Annotated in this window: 12 protein-coding genes; 2 read left to right on the forward strand and 10 right to left on the reverse strand. The window is 71.3% G+C overall.

Annotation, left to right across the window (positions count from 1 at the left end; genetic code table 11):
• Positions 1 to 25 precede the first annotated feature (25 nt).
• Genes carB through pyrR form a run of 5 tightly spaced genes read right to left on the reverse strand, consistent with a single transcriptional unit; the run spans position 26 to position 7,212 of the window.
• Complete coding sequence (carB, locus tag ACWEOZ_RS13790) at positions 26 to 3,337, reverse strand: carbamoyl-phosphate synthase large subunit (protein ID WP_451911053.1); 3,312 nt, start codon at positions 3,335 to 3,337, stop codon at positions 26 to 28.
• Positions 3,337 to 4,449 carry a glutamine-hydrolyzing carbamoyl-phosphate synthase small subunit gene (gene carA, locus ACWEOZ_RS13795; RefSeq protein WP_451911054.1) on the reverse strand — a complete coding sequence of 371 codons (1,113 nt, stop codon included), beginning with the start codon at positions 4,447 to 4,449 and terminating at the stop codon, positions 3,337 to 3,339. The genes carB and carA overlap by 1 nt, the downstream gene beginning before the upstream one ends.
• Positions 4,446 to 5,726 carry a dihydroorotase gene (locus tag ACWEOZ_RS13800; protein ID WP_451911055.1) on the reverse strand — a complete coding sequence of 427 codons (1,281 nt, stop codon included), beginning with the start codon at positions 5,724 to 5,726 and terminating at the stop codon, positions 4,446 to 4,448. Before ACWEOZ_RS13800 ends, carA begins: the two co-directional genes overlap by 4 nt.
• On the reverse strand, positions 5,723 to 6,646 hold the full coding sequence (locus tag ACWEOZ_RS13805; protein ID WP_451911056.1) for an aspartate carbamoyltransferase catalytic subunit: 924 nt from the start codon (positions 6,644 to 6,646) through the stop codon (positions 5,723 to 5,725). The genes ACWEOZ_RS13800 and ACWEOZ_RS13805 overlap by 4 nt, the downstream gene beginning before the upstream one ends.
• Complete coding sequence (gene pyrR, locus ACWEOZ_RS13810; protein WP_451911136.1) at positions 6,643 to 7,212, reverse strand: bifunctional pyr operon transcriptional regulator/uracil phosphoribosyltransferase PyrR; 570 nt, start codon at positions 7,210 to 7,212, stop codon at positions 6,643 to 6,645. Before pyrR ends, ACWEOZ_RS13805 begins: the two co-directional genes overlap by 4 nt.
• A gap of 311 nt (positions 7,213 to 7,523) precedes the next feature.
• On the opposite strand from pyrR, the gene bldD reads away from it, so the two are divergent.
• Complete coding sequence (gene bldD / locus ACWEOZ_RS13815) at positions 7,524 to 8,012, forward strand: transcriptional regulator BldD (protein WP_015624001.1); 489 nt, start codon at positions 7,524 to 7,526, stop codon at positions 8,010 to 8,012.
• Positions 8,013 to 8,702: 690 nt separating this feature from the next.
• Here bldD and nusB read toward each other — a convergent pair.
• From nusB to aroB, 4 genes are all read right to left on the reverse strand, one after another.
• Positions 8,703 to 9,113 carry a transcription antitermination factor NusB gene (nusB, locus tag ACWEOZ_RS13820; RefSeq protein ID WP_212992722.1) on the reverse strand — a complete coding sequence of 137 codons (411 nt, stop codon included), beginning with the start codon at positions 9,111 to 9,113 and terminating at the stop codon, positions 8,703 to 8,705.
• Positions 9,114 to 9,136: 23 nt separating this feature from the next.
• A complete protein-coding gene (gene efp / locus ACWEOZ_RS13825; RefSeq protein ID WP_212992656.1) occupies positions 9,137 to 9,694 on the reverse strand; it encodes an elongation factor P in 558 nt (185 codons plus the stop codon).
• Between the two features lie 94 nt (positions 9,695 to 9,788).
• Positions 9,789 to 10,217: a type II 3-dehydroquinate dehydratase gene (gene aroQ / locus ACWEOZ_RS13830; protein WP_451911057.1), complete on the reverse strand. Its 429-nt coding sequence runs from the start codon at positions 10,215 to 10,217 to the stop codon at positions 9,789 to 9,791.
• Positions 10,214 to 11,290, reverse strand: a complete 1,077-nt coding sequence (gene aroB / locus ACWEOZ_RS13835) for a 3-dehydroquinate synthase (RefSeq protein ID WP_451911058.1) — start codon at positions 11,288 to 11,290, stop codon at positions 10,214 to 10,216. The genes aroQ and aroB overlap by 4 nt, the downstream gene beginning before the upstream one ends.
• Positions 11,291 to 11,360: 70 nt before the next feature.
• On the opposite strand from aroB, the gene ACWEOZ_RS13840 reads away from it, so the two are divergent.
• The gene (locus ACWEOZ_RS13840; RefSeq protein ID WP_451911059.1) at positions 11,361 to 12,065 is read left to right on the forward strand and encodes a Clp protease N-terminal domain-containing protein; all 705 of its coding nucleotides are present in this window, start codon (positions 11,361 to 11,363) and stop codon (positions 12,063 to 12,065) included.
• A gap of 96 nt (positions 12,066 to 12,161) precedes the next feature.
• On the opposite strand, the gene ACWEOZ_RS13845 is transcribed toward ACWEOZ_RS13840, so the two are convergent.
• Positions 12,162 to 13,451, reverse strand: coding sequence for a helix-turn-helix transcriptional regulator (locus tag ACWEOZ_RS13845; RefSeq protein WP_451911060.1), 1,290 nt, complete (start codon positions 13,449 to 13,451; stop codon positions 12,162 to 12,164).
• Positions 13,452 to 13,511 lie beyond the last annotated feature (60 nt).

Here is a 13,511-nt window from a genome sequence, read left to right on the forward strand (position 1 = left end):
GTCGGCGGTTCGCTCGCGAACGAACTCACTCGCCCTCCCGCAGCATGGCGTGCAGCTCCTGCAGCGGGCGGACCGTCATGTCGCCGCGCATCAGGGCCTCGATGCCCATCACCGCCGCGGCCGCGCCCGGCACGGTGGTGATGCTGGGGATGTCGTACGTGACGGCAGCGCTGCGGATCTCGTAGCCGTCCGAGCGGGCGCTCGCCCCCGAACCCTGCGGCGTGTTGATGATCAGGGCGATCTCGCCCGCCTGGATCAGCGCCACCGCGTTCTGGCCGGGGCTCTCGAAGTGCTTGGGCACGATCTCGCACTCGATGCCGTGCCGGCGCAGCACCTCGCCGGTGCCGGCCGTGGTGACGATGGTGAAGCCCAGGTCGGCCAGGCGCTTGACCGGGAAGATCATCGAGCGCTTGTCGCGGTTGGCCACCGAGACGAAGATCTTGCCGCTGGTCGGCAGCGAGCCGTACGCGGCCGCCTGCGACTTGGCGAAGGCCGGCCCGAAGGCGGGGTCGATGCCCATGACCTCGCCGGTCGACTTCATCTCCGGGCCGAGCAGGCTGTCCACGCCCTTGCCGGCCGGGGTGCGGAACCGCTTGAACGGCAGCACCGCCTCCTTCACCGCGATCGGTGCGTTGGCCGGGGTCTCGCCGCCGTCGCGGCTGCGGAACAGGATGCCCTCCTCGCGCAGCTCCTTGATGGTGGCGCCGAGCATGATCCGGGCGGCCGCCTTGGCCAGCGGCACCGCCGTCGCCTTGGAGACGAACGGGACCGTCCGGGACGCGCGCGGGTTGGCCTCGAGGACGTAGAGCGTGTCGTCCTTGAGGGCGTACTGGACGTTGAGCAGGCCGCGCACGCCCACGCCGCGGGCGATCGCCTCGGTGTAGCGGCGTACCTCGGCCAGGTGCGAACCGGCCAGGGTGACCGGCGGTAGCGAGCAGGACGAGTCGCCGGAGTGGATGCCGGCCTCCTCGATGTGCTCCATGACGCCGCCGAGGTAGACCTCGCCGGTGGCGTCGCAGAGCGCGTCCACGTCGATCTCGATCGCGTCGTCCAGGAAGCGGTCGACCAGCACCGGGTGGTCCGGCGAGATCTCGGTGGCCCGGGCGATGTAGTCGGCCAGCGTCGGCTCGTCGTACACGATCTCCATGCCGCGGCCGCCGAGCACGTACGACGGCCGGACCAGCACGGGGTAGCCGATCTCGTCGGCGATGGTCTTGGCCTCGTCGAAGCTGGTCGCGGTGCCGTGCTCGGGCGAGCGCAGGCCGGCCCGGTGCAGGACCTGGCCGAACGCGCCGCGGTCCTCGGCCAGGTCGATCGACTCGGGCGAGGTGCCGACGATGGGTACGCCCGCATCCTTGAGGCGCTGGGCCAGGCCGAGCGGGGTCTGCCCGCCCAGCTGCACGATCACACCGACCACACCGGGCCCGCCGGCGGCCTTGCCGGACGAGTCCTCGGAGTGGAACACCTCCAGGACGTCCTCGAAGGTCAGCGGCTCGAAGTAGAGCCGGTCGGCGGTGTCGTAGTCGGTGGAGACCGTCTCCGGGTTGCAGTTGACCATGACGGTCTCGAAGTCGACCTCGCGCAGCGCCATGACCGCGTGCACGCAGGAGTAGTCGAACTCGATGCCCTGCCCGATCCGGTTCGGCCCGGACCCGAGGATCAGCACCTTGGGCCGGTCGGACGGCGCGACCTCGGTCTCCTCCTCGTACGTGGAGTAGTGGTACGGCGTGTTCGCGGCGAACTCGGCGGCGCAGGTGTCGACCGTCTTGTAGACCGGCCGCACCCCGAGCCGGTGCCGCAGGCTGCGTACGCCGTCCTCGCCGGCCAGTTCCGGGCGCAGCGCGGCGAGCTGGCGGTCGGAGAAGCCCGAGCGCTTCGCGCGGCGCAGCAGGGCCTCGTCGAGCACCGGGGCCGCCTCGACAGCGTCCCGCAGCTCGATCAGGGCGGCGATCTCGTCGAGGAACCACGGGTCGATCCCGCCGCTGGCCTCGTGCACCTGCTCGACGCTCGCACCCAGCCGCAGCGCGCGCTCGACCGTGTAGAGCCGGCCGTCGTGCGGGACGCGCAACGCGGCCAGAGCGGCGTCGAGATCGGCCTCGTCGGGGGTGGTCCAGAAGCCGGCGGCCTTGGTCTCCATCGAGCGCATCGCCTTGTTGAGCGCCTCGGCGAAGTTGCGGCCCAGGCTCATCGCCTCGCCGACCGACTTCATCGTGGTGGTCAGCTCGGCGTCCGCGCCGGGGAACTTCTCGAACGCGAACCGCGGGATCTTGACGACCACGTAGTCCAGCGCCGGCTCGAACGCCGCCGGGGTCTTGAGCGTGATGTCGTTCGGGATCTCGTCCAGGGTGTAGCCGATGGCCAGCTTGGCGGCGATCTTGGCGATCGGGAAGCCGGTGGCCTTCGAGGCCAGCGCGCTGGACCGCGACACCCGCGGGTTCATCTCGATCACGACCAGGCGGCCGTCGGCCGGGTTGATCGCGAACTGGATGTTGCAGCCGCCGGTGTCCACGCCGACCTCACGCAGCACGGCGATGCCCAGGTCGCGGAGCTTCTGGTACTCGCGGTCGGTGAGGGTCATGGCCGGGGCGACGGTGACGCTGTCGCCGGTGTGCACACCCATCGGGTCGACGTTCTCGATCGAGCAGACCACCACGACGTTGTCGTGCTTGTCGCGCATCAGCTCGAGCTCGTACTCCTTCCAGCCGAGCACGCTCTCCTCGATCAGCACCTCGTGCACCGGGGAGGCCGCCAGGCCGCCACCGGCCAGGCGGTCGAGGTCCTCGTCGTTGTGGGCCATGCCGGAGCCGAAGCCGCCCATGGTGAACGACGGGCGGATGACCACCGGCAGGCCCAGCTCGGCCACTGCCGCGTGCACCTGGTCCATCGAGTGGCAGACCCGCGAGCGAGGCGTCTCGCCCCCGGCCTTGGCCACGATGTCCTTGAACAGCTGGCGGTCCTCGCCCTTGCGGATGGCGTCGACGTTCGCGCCGATCAGCTCGACGCCGTACTTCTCCAGGACGCCGTTCTCGTGCAGGGCGATCGCGGTGTTCAGCGCGGTCTGCCCGCCCAGGGTGGGCAGGATCGCGTCCGGGCGTTCCTTGGCGATGACCAGCTCGACGAACTCGGGGGTGATCGGCTCGACGTAGGTGGCGTCGGCGAACTCCGGGTCGGTCATGATCGTGGCCGGGTTGGAGTTGACCAGCGAGACGCGCAGCCCCTCGGCGCGCAGTACCCGGCACGCCTGGGTGCCGGAGTAGTCGAACTCGCAGGCCTGGCCGATGACGATCGGGCCGGAGCCGATCACCATCACGTGCTGCAGATCGGAGCGCTTCGGCATCAGCGGGCCTCAACCTTCTCGACGAGCTCCACGAAACGGTCGAACAGGTAGTCCGCGTCGTGCGGGCCGGCTGCCGCTTCGGGGTGGTACTGGACCGTGAACGCGGGCACGTCCAGCGCCCGCAGACCTTCGACCACGTTGTCGTTGAGGCAGACGTGCGAGACCTCGACACCACCGAACTCGGTGTCGATGACCGTGTTCAGCGGGGCGTCGACCGCGAAACCGTGGTTGTGCGAGGTGACCTCGACCTTGCCCGTGGTCCGGTCGAACACCGGCTGGTTGATGCCGCGGTGGCCGTACCCCAGCTTGTAGGTGCCGAAGCCGAGCGCGCGGCCCAGGATCTGGCTGCCGAAGCAGATGCCGAACAGCGGCACCCGGCGGGTCAGGACCGCCCGGGCCAGCTCCACCGGCACGTCCGCGGTGGCCGGGTCGCCCGGGCCGGGTGACAGGAACACCGCGTCCGGGCTGACCTCCAGCAGCTGCTCGATCGTCGAGGAGGCCGGGAAGATGTGCGTGGTGACGCCGCGCTCGGCCAGCCGCCGGGAGACGTTGCGCTTGATGCCCAGGTCCAGCGCGGCGACCGTGTACCGGTGCTCGCCGACCGCCTCGACCGTGTAGCGCTCGGCCGTGGTGACCTCGGCGGACAGGTCCGCGCCGGCCATCTGCGGCTGGGAATGGACGCGGTCCAGCAGCGACGCCGGGTCGAGGTCGACGGTCGAGATGCCGACCCGCATCGCGCCGCGTTCGCGCAGATGCCGGGTCAGGGCGCGGGTGTCGACGCCGCTGATGCCGACGACGCCCTCGGCGGCGAGCCGCTCACCGAGGTCACCGGTCGAGCGCCAGTTCGACGGCCGGCGGGCCGGGTCGCGGACCACGTAGCCGGCCACCCAGATCCGGTCCGACTCGTCGTCCTCGGCGTTGACGCCGGTGTTGCCGATCTGCGGCGCGGTCTGCACGACGACCTGCCGGTGGTACGACGGGTCGGTCAGCGTCTCCTGGTAGCCGGTCATGCCGGTGGTGAACACGGCCTCGCCGAAGGTCTCCCCCTCGGCGCCGTAGGAGGAACCGAGGAACGTGCGTCCATCTTCAAGAACAAGAACAGCTGGTTTCATTTGACGGCCTTTCCGTCCAGGACTGTCGGCTCTCCCCGGAGGAAGGTCGCGACGATGCGACCCGGCAGGGTGGTGCCCGCGTACGGTGTGTTGCGGCTGCGGCTCGCCAGCTCGGCCGGGTCGACGACCCGGCGGGCGGACGGGTCCACCAGCGTCAGGTTGGCCGGCGAGCCGGCCGCGAGGTCGGTGCCGTGCCCGGTGAGGCCGGCGATGCGGGCCGGGGCGCGGGACATGCGCTCGGCTATGAGCTCCCATCGATGATCGGGGCTCAGATCGCCGAGCACGGAGAGCACGACCGGCAGTGCCGTCTCGAGACCCACCATGCCCGGGCGGGCGTAGGCCCACTCACATTCTTTGTCCTCGACCGCGTGCGGCGCATGGTCGGTGGCCACGATGTCGATCACACCGTCGACCAGGGCCTGGCGCAGGGCCTGCACGTCGGCGGCGGTGCGCAGCGGCGGGTTGACCTTGTAGACCGGGTCGTAGCTGGCCGCGAGCTCGTCGGTGAGCAGCAGGTGGTGCGGCGTGACCTCGGCGGTCACGCGTACGCCGCGGGCCTTGGCCTGGCGCAGCACCTCGACCGACCCGGCGGTGGAGACGTGGCAGACGTGCAGGCGGCTGCCGACGTGCTCGGCCAGCAGCACGTCGCGGGCGATGATCGCCTCCTCGGCCACCGCGGGCCAGCCGGTCAGCCCGAGCCGGGTGGAGACCTCACCCTCGTGCATCTGGGCGCCCTCGGTCAGCCGCGGCTCCTCCGCGTGCTGGGCGATGATGCCGTCGAACGCCTTGACGTATTCCAGGGCGCGGCGCATCAGGCGCGGGTCGGCGACGCAGTGGCCGTCGTCGGAGAAGATCCGCACACCGGCGGCCGAGGTGGCCATCGCGCCCAGCTCGGCCAGCTGCTTGCCGGCCAGCCCGACCGTGACCGCGCCGATCGGCTGCACGTCGACCAGGCCGGCCTCGCGGCCCAGCCGCCAGACCTGCTCGACGACACCGGCGGTGTCCGCGACCGGCGAGGTGTTGGCCATCGCGAAGACCGCCGTGTAGCCGCCGAGGGCCGCCGCGCGCGAGCCGGTCTCGACCGTCTCGGCGTCCTCGCGGCCGGGCTCGCGCAGGTGGGTGTGCAGGTCGACCAGGCCGGGCAGGGCGACCAGCCCGGCGGCGTCGACGACCTCGGCGTGCGGGTCCGTACCGGTGGCGATCACCCCGTCGCGGATCAGCAGGTCGGCCGGCGCGGCGCCGAGCAGGGAAACACCCTTGATCAGGTACGAGGTCATGCCTTGCCTCCGAGCAGCAGGTAGAGAACGGCCATCCGGGCGCTGACACCGTTGGCGACCTGTTCGACGATCGTGGAGCGGGAGGAGTCGGCCACCTCGGGCGCGATCTCCATGCCGCGGTTCATCGGTCCGGGGTGCATGACGATCGCGTGCTCCGGCAGCTTGCGCATCCGGGGCACGTCGAGGCCGTAGCGCCGGCTGTACTCGCGGGCCGAGGGGAAGAAGGAGTCCTGCATCCGCTCGGTCTGCACCCGCAGCATCATCACCACGTCGGTGTCCGGCAGCACGCTGTCCAGGTCGTAGGAGACCTCGGTGGCCGGCTCCAGCGCGGCGGCGATGTCCACCGGGATCAGCGTCGGCGGCCCGACCAGGGTGACCTTGGCCCCGAGGGTGCTCAGGAGCAGCACGTTGGACCGGGCGACCCGGCTGTGCAGGACGTCGCCCACGATCGTCACCCGCAGGCCGTCGATCCGGCCGAGCCGCGAGCGCATCGTGTACGCGTCCAGCAGCGCCTGGGTCGGGTGCTCGTGGGTGCCGTCCCCGGCGTTGATCACCGAACCGTCCACCCAGGACGCCAGCCGGTGCGGCGCGCCGCTGGCCGGGTGCCGGATCACGACCGCGTCGGCGCCCATCGCCTGCAGGGTCAGCGCGGTGTCCTTGAGGCTCTCGCCCTTCGACACGCTGGAACCCTTGGCCGAGAAATTGATCACATCGGCGGAGAGCCGCTTGGCCGCCGCCTCGAACGAGATCCGGGTACGGGTGGAGTCCTCGTAGAAGAGGTTGACCACCGTACGGCCGCGCAGGGTGGGCAGCTTCTTGACCTCGCGGCCGGCCAGGGCGGCCATCTCGCCGGCGGTGTCCAGGATCAGGGTGGCGGTCTCGGCGTCCAGGTCGGCGGCCGAGCGCAGGTGCTTGATCATCGAGTCTCCTCCGAGCCGGAGAGCCGTACCTCGTCCACGCCGCCGTCGGTCTCGGCCAGCGAGACCCGCACGCTCTCCGACTGCGCGGTGGGGATGTTCTTGCCGACGTAGTCGGCGCGGATCGGCAGCTCCCGGTGGCCGCGGTCGACCAGCACGGCGAGCTGCACGGAGCTGGGCCGGCCGACGTCGTTGAGCGCGTCCAGCGCGGCCCGCACCGTGCGGCCGGAGAACAGCACGTCGTCGACCAGGATGACCCGGCGCCCGTCGATGCCGTCGCCCGGGATCTCGGTCTTGCCGAGCGCGCGGGTGGCGTGCAGCCGCAGGTCGTCGCGGTAGAGCGTGATGTCGAGCGCGCCGACCGGCACGTCGATGCCCTCGAAGGCGTGGATGCGGGCGGCGAGCCGGCGGGCCAGCGGTACGCCGCGGGTCGGAATGCCCAGCAGCACGGTGCCGGTGGCGCCGGAGGTCTTCTCCAGGATCTGGTGCGCGATCCGGTCGACCACCCGGTGCAGATCCGCCGGAGAGAGGACGGTTTTACCTTGCGTCTTACCTTGCCCATTGCCGATGTGGGTGTCACGTAGGGACGCCACAGCGGACCTCCTTCCCCGCCTCACGGGACGGGTCGTTAAAGGACGTCGGTCAAGCAGACCCGGGTAGGGGCCGCTTGATGGCTGACGCTACGTTACCAGTGAGCGCGGCGTTGACCATGGTGACGTGGCTGACCCGCGGACCAGACGGACGAATGCGGGCAACTCAGTCTCGGGCTCGGCGACTCATCGGTCGACACTTGACCAGAGGTTGCAAACTCCGTACCGTCACGCAGCGTAGCGATCCGAGGAAGAACCCTCCGGGCCAGCACAGTACTGGGAGTGTCCGAATGCCGTCTGAGTACGCCAAGTCGTTGGGCGCCCGCCTGCGCTCCATCCGCCAGCAGCAGGGCCTGTCCCTGCAGGGCGTGGAAGAGAAGTCGAACGGCCGCTGGAAGGCCGTCGTCGTGGGTTCGTACGAGCGTGGCGACCGCGCCGTCACCGTGTCGCGCCTCGCCGAACTGGCCGACTTCTACCGCGTCCCCGTCTCGGAGCTGCTGCCCGACGGCAGTGGTGTCCGGCTCGAGGCCACCAACAAGATCGTGCTCGACCTGGAGAAGCTGTACGACGCCGCCGGTGAGGACCTGGCCTACGTCGCGCGCTACGCCCGGGCCATACAGCAGCAGCGCGGTGACTACAACGGACGCGTCCTGTCGATCCGTGCGGACGACCTGCGCGCGCTCGCCATCGTGTACGACATCTCGCCGTCCGGCCTCATCGAGCGCCTGACCGAGCAGGGTGTGCTGGTCGCCGACCCGCGGGCGTTCTTCGCCTCCTGATCGCCGCCACCGAAGAGGGGTCCCGCACACGCGGGTCCCCTCTTCGCGTCTTCACCGACCCGTCCTGACTGCCCCGCCCTCCGCCGGTCCGGCCCGCCGGCCGACGCGCCCCGCCCGCCGCCCGGTCCGCTCGGTCACCGCGCCGGGTGACCGCCCCGGCCAGCCTCGGCCGACCGGGTGACCTCACCCAAAGCGATCAACGCGGCCGCGGCACCAGGCGCGGGATACACAGCGTTGCCGACCGGGCCCGGCTATCGCGATCTTGGTCACACCCCCGCGCTGTGGCCGACCCGCTCGAAAGATGGCCCGACACGACCGGTCGCGGTCACAACCGACGCCGGGTCGGTCACCGGAACCTCGCCCCACTGACCCCCATCGATCAGATCGATGCTGGTCAACGGCACCCGGGCCGAATCTCCCACGCCCGGGCGCGGCCGCCGGCGGTCATGATTCCCGTGACCGCGGGTGACCGCATCACTCACAGAAAGATCTTCAGCGCAGCGTTGGGGTCGACCTTCGCGCGCAGCGCGGAAGCGCAACCAACTCACGCACCTGGCAGGGAGCGCAGCGACCGGTCTCGGCGGGAGCGACGGTCCGCACCATGCAACCAGGCACGACCGGACCTTGATCTTCGGTCTTCCCACAGAAAACGGCCCGGACCACAAGATCCGGGCCGTCGTTGCACAGGAACTATCTGCTGGCGAACTCGGCGATGCGTCCGAGCAGCCCGTTGAGGAAGCGCGGGCTGTCGTCGGTGGACATCTGCTTGGCCAGTTCGACCGCCTCGGAGATCGCCACCGGGTCGTCGATCTCGCCCACGTAGAGCAGCTCGAAGACCGCGATGCGCGCGAGGTTGCGGTCCACCACCGGCATGCGGTCGATGGTCCAGCCCTCGGCGTAGCTGGCGATCAGCTCGTCGATCCGGTCGAGGTTCTTCGCCACGCCCTCGACCAGGCTGACCGTGTAGTCCAGGTGGTCGGGGCGGGGCTTCTCGATACGGTCCAGGTAGGTGACCAGGACCTGCGCCGGCGGCAGATCGCGCAGGTCGGCCTCGTAGAGGACGTCCAGCGCCCGCTTGCGCGCCTTGCGGCGCGCCGGCATCTGGGTCTTGGGGCCCTCGGCCATCAGCTACGGCCGAGGTAACGGCCGTCGCGGGTGTCGACCTTGATCTTCTCACCGGTGGTGATGAAGAGCGGGACATTGACCGTCGCGCCGGTCTCGACGGTGGCGGGCTTGGTGCCGCCGGTGGAGCGGTCGCCCTGCAGGCCGGGCTCGGTGTAGGTCACCTCGAGGAAGACGCTGGTCGGCAGCTCGATGTAGAGCGGCACGCCCTCGTGGGTGGCGACGGTGGCCTCGGCCTCGGGGAGCAGGTAGTTCGCGTTGTCGCCGACGGTCGGGCCGGGCACCGTGATCTGCTCGAAGGTGTCCAGGTCCATGAAGACGAAGTCCTCACCGTCCTGGTAGAGGTACTGCATCGTGCGCTTGTCCACGGTCGCGGTCTCGACCCGGGTGCCGGCGTTGAACGTCTTGTCAACGACCTTGCCGGAGAGGACGTTCTTGAGCGTGGTGCGCACGAACGCCCCGCCCTTGCCCGGCTTGACGTGCTGGAACTCGACGACGGCCCAGAGGGCGCCTTCGAGGTTGAGCACGAGGCCGTTCTTCAGGTCGTTGGTGGAAGCCATGTCCTGCCTTGGTCTTTGAAAGCGTGATGGTCAGATGACGCGGGGAGGTGACCGAGCGAGTTTACCGGCGTGAGTCGTGAACAGGCGAATCGGGTCAACGGCGACCGGCGAGGTGCCGCAGCGCGAGGCGGTAACCGTCGACGCCGAGGCCCGCGATCACCCCGGTGGCGACCGCCGAGACGACCGAGTGGTGCCGGAACTGCTCACGGGCGTGGATGTTGCTGATGTGCACCTCGACCAGCGGGGCGCGCAGCATCGCGCAGGCGTCGCGGACCGCGTACGAGTAGTGCGACCAGGCGCCCGGGTTGAGCACCACCGGGGCCTCCTCGTCGGCGGCGGCATGCAGCCAGCCCAGCATCTCGTGCTCGGCGTCGGTCTGCCGCACCTCGACGTCCAGGCCGAGCTCACGCCCCTCCTCCTGGCACAGCTTGACCAGGTCGGCGTACGAGGTGACGCCGTAGACGTCGACCTGGCGGGTGCCGAGCCGGCCCAGGTTCGGCCCGTTCAGGACGTAGGTCTTCACGCGGACACCGCCCGGTAGGCCTCGGCCAGGGTCTGCTCGGAAGGACCGGTGAGGATGCCCGGCCGCGCCAGGCCGTCGAGCACGACGAAGCGCAGGGTGTCGGCCCGGGCCTTCTTGTCGACGCGCATGGCGGCGAGCAGGTCGGGCCAGGCCGCGGCTTGATAGCTGACCGGCAGCCCGAGCAGGGTCAGCACCGCCCGGTGACGGGCCGCGGTCGCGTCGTCCAGCCGGCCGGACAGCCGGGACAGCTCGCCCGCGTAGATCAGGCCGACGGCGACCGCGTGGCCGTGCTTCCAGGCGTAATGCTCGTTCTTCTCGATCGCGTGGGCCAGCGTGTGACCGTAGTTGAGGATCTCCCGCAGGCCGGACTCGCGCAGGTCGTTGCCGACCACGTGGGCCTTGACCCGGATCGCCCGCTCGACCAGCTCACGCAGCACGGCACTGCGCGGGTCGGCCGCCGCCGCCGGGTCACCCTCGATGAGGTCGAGGATCACCGGGTCGGCGATGAAGCCGCACTTGGCCACCTCGGCGAGCCCGGCGACCAGGTCGTCACCGGGAAGCGTGTCGAGCACGTCGAGGTCGCACAGCACTCCGGCGGGCGGGTGGAAGGCACCGACCAGGTTCTTGCCCGCGGCGGTGTTGACGCCGGTCTTGCCGCCGACGGCCGCGTCGACCATGCCCAGCAGCGACGTGGAGACCGGCACCCAGCGCACGCCGCGCAGCCAGCTCGCCGCGACGAACCCGGCCAGGTCGGTCACCGCGCCGCCACCGATGCCCAGAACCACGTCGGTGCGGGTGAAACCGGCCGCACCGAGCTCGTCCCAGCAGCGCGCGGCCACGTCGATCGACTTGCCGGCCTCGGCGTCGGGCACCTCGATCGGCAGCGGCCGGATGCCCGCCGCCGACAGGGCGTCGGCGGCTGCGGCCGCCCGCTCCTTGAGCGGCGGAGCATGGAGGACGGCGGCCCGCACAGCGCCGTCGACCAGCCCGGGCAGGGCGTCGAGCAACCCCCGGCCGACGAGTACGTCATAGGGCCGGTCACCGGGCACAGGGATTCGCGTCACGTCGTCCATCAGCGCTGATCCTAGTGCTGGCGGCATGGGGTTATAGACACCTAACCCCATCACGGGTTACATCTAGGTCATGCCGAAAATCAACGTCTACCTGCCCGACGAACTGGCCGACGCCGTCCGCGAGTCCGGCCTGCCCGTGTCCGCGATCTGCCAGCGAGCCCTGGAGGAGGCGGTCCGCCGGATCACCGTGATCCGGCAGACCGCCCTGGGCGACCTCGACGCCGACCGGCTCGCGGCCACCCTGCCCTCGTTCACCCCCAGGGCGATCACCGTGCTCTCCCTGGCGATCAACGCCGCCCGCGACGCCGGCGCGCCCAACGTCGGCACCGGCCACCTGCTCCGCGCCATGATCACCGAGGGCGAGAACCTGGCGCTGCGCCTGCTGCGGGCGATGGAGATCGAGCCCGCGACACTCACCTGGGCCGAGCAGGACGAGCCGGGCGGCGGGCCGGGGCTGCGCTACAGCACGCCGGCCGCGAACGCGCTGGAGATGCTGGTCGCCGAGGCGACCGCGCTCGGACACAACTACGTGGGGTGCGAGCATCTGCTCATCGGCCTCGCGGCCGAGCCGGACGGGATCGCCGGGCGGACCCTGCGGGCGGCGGGCGCCGACGCCCGGACGGTGCGGCGGACGGTGTCGGCCGCCCTCAGCGGCTACGCCCACCTGCGGGCGACGAAGCCGCCGGTCGGACCGGAAGAGCTCACCACGGTGGTACGGCAGGAGCTGCGTCCACTGATCCAGCGGGTCGAGGCGCTCGAGGCGCGGCTGAGCTAGCCGGCGGCCGGCTGGGATTACGGCCGGCTCTGCCAGCGGTCGGCCCGGTCAGCGGACCGCTGAGCTGACGGGCGGCGGGGTCGGCGGGCGGCTGGGTCAGCGGGCGGCGTAGCGGGCGAGTTGCGCGGCGTGCTCGGCCAGAGCGGTCCGCAGCTCGTCCGGCTGGACCACCGTGAACGGCCAGCCCAGCCCGGCCAGCATCTGCGCCATCCCGGGCAGGCTCTGCGCCCGGCAGCTCAGCCGCACCCCGTCGGCGACCTCGGTGACATCCGCGATGGCGACCGGGATCCGGCGGCGCACCTGGGCGACGTCGGCTTCGATCAGCACCTCGACCTCCCACTTCCAGGGCAGCCCGGCCCACTGCCGGGTGACGTGCGCGACGGCGTCGAAGTTCGGCGGCGCCTCGAAGTCCTCGCCGGTGGGCACGGCGGCGGCGATCCGGTCCAGCCGGAACGACCGGATCTCGTCGGTGCGGTGGTCATGGGCGACGAGATACCAGCGGCCACTGTGGAACACCAGCCCGTAGGGATCGACCTGCCGCCGGCTCACCCGCGCCGCGGTCCCGGCCTCGGCCTCGGCGGGGTCCGCCGGACCGTCCGGCTCGATCGCCGGTCCCGCGCGGCCCGTGGCTGCCGCCGCCTGGTCGGCCATCTCCGCCGCCGGCCCGCCCGGCCTGATCCGACGGGTTGATCTGGTCGGTGCGGTGGGGTGGTCACGGCCCGATTGGCCCCCATCACCCGCGGTCGCCACCAGCGGATCAGCGGCCTGCGGATCGACCGCCCGCGGACCAGCCACCCGCGAATCAGGCGCCGGCGCTTCGGGCGTCGGGTTCGGCGTATCCGGCGCGTCTTCGGTGGGCGGGCGGCGGCGGGGTGTGCGGTAGGTGAGCGCGAGCCGCTGCTGCGAGCGGGTCGCCGTACCCAGCGTCAGCAACAGATCAGCAGTCGACGGCGTGGCGCCGTGGCGCGGCGCAGCGTCCGCCTCGCGGCGGCGCATGGTCAGGCCCAGGCTCGCCCGCAGGGCCGCCAGCCGGTCAGCCAGGGCCGCCGGCAGGACCCGGGTGATCTTCGCTTCCGCGGCGGCGCTCGCCGGGGCGTCCGTCGCCAACCCGAGGCTGTCCGCCGCCACCAGGCCCAGCACTACGGCCACCGCTTCGTCGTCGGTGAGCATCAGTGGTGGCAGCTTGAAACCGGGCAGGAGCCGGTAGCCCCCGTACCGGCCGCGTTCCGCCGTCACCGGGATGCCCAGCTCGGCCAGGGTGCCCGCGTACCGGCGGACCGTACGCTCATCCACCGCGAGCCGGGCCGCCAGCTCGGCGCCGCGGATGCCGCGGTGGGCCTGGAGCAGCTCCAGCATGGCGAGGACACGTGAGGCGGGGTGCGGCATGCCGGCAATTCTCCACCCCATACCGGACCGGAATCGTCCGGTATCCGGTTTAGCGTGCGG

Source organism: Actinoplanes sp. NPDC004185, assembly GCF_053603475.1.

Excerpts from the sequence above, each read along its gene's own strand:
- carB (WP_451911053.1), bottom strand. The coding sequence starts at position 3,337 with ATGCCGAAGCGCTCCGATCTGCAGCACGTGATGGTGATCGGCTCCGGC.
- carA (WP_451911054.1), bottom strand. The coding sequence starts at position 4,449 with ATGAAACCAGCTGTTCTTGTTCTTGAAGATGGACGCACGTTCCTCGGT.
- ACWEOZ_RS13800 (WP_451911055.1), bottom strand. The coding sequence starts at position 5,726 with ATGACCTCGTACCTGATCAAGGGTGTTTCCCTGCTCGGCGCCGCGCCG.
- ACWEOZ_RS13805 (WP_451911056.1), bottom strand. The coding sequence starts at position 6,646 with ATGATCAAGCACCTGCGCTCGGCCGCCGACCTGGACGCCGAGACCGCC.
- bldD (WP_015624001.1), top strand. The coding sequence starts at position 7,524 with ATGCCGTCTGAGTACGCCAAGTCGTTGGGCGCCCGCCTGCGCTCCATC.
- nusB (WP_212992722.1), bottom strand. The coding sequence starts at position 9,113 with ATGCCGGCGCGCCGCAAGGCGCGCAAGCGGGCGCTGGACGTCCTCTAC.
- efp (WP_212992656.1), bottom strand. The coding sequence starts at position 9,694 with ATGGCTTCCACCAACGACCTGAAGAACGGCCTCGTGCTCAACCTCGAA.
- aroB (WP_451911058.1), bottom strand. The coding sequence starts at position 11,290 with ATGGACGACGTGACGCGAATCCCTGTGCCCGGTGACCGGCCCTATGAC.
- ACWEOZ_RS13840 (WP_451911059.1), top strand. The coding sequence starts at position 11,361 with ATGCCGAAAATCAACGTCTACCTGCCCGACGAACTGGCCGACGCCGTC.
- ACWEOZ_RS13845 (WP_451911060.1), bottom strand. The coding sequence starts at position 13,451 with ATGCCGCACCCCGCCTCACGTGTCCTCGCCATGCTGGAGCTGCTCCAG.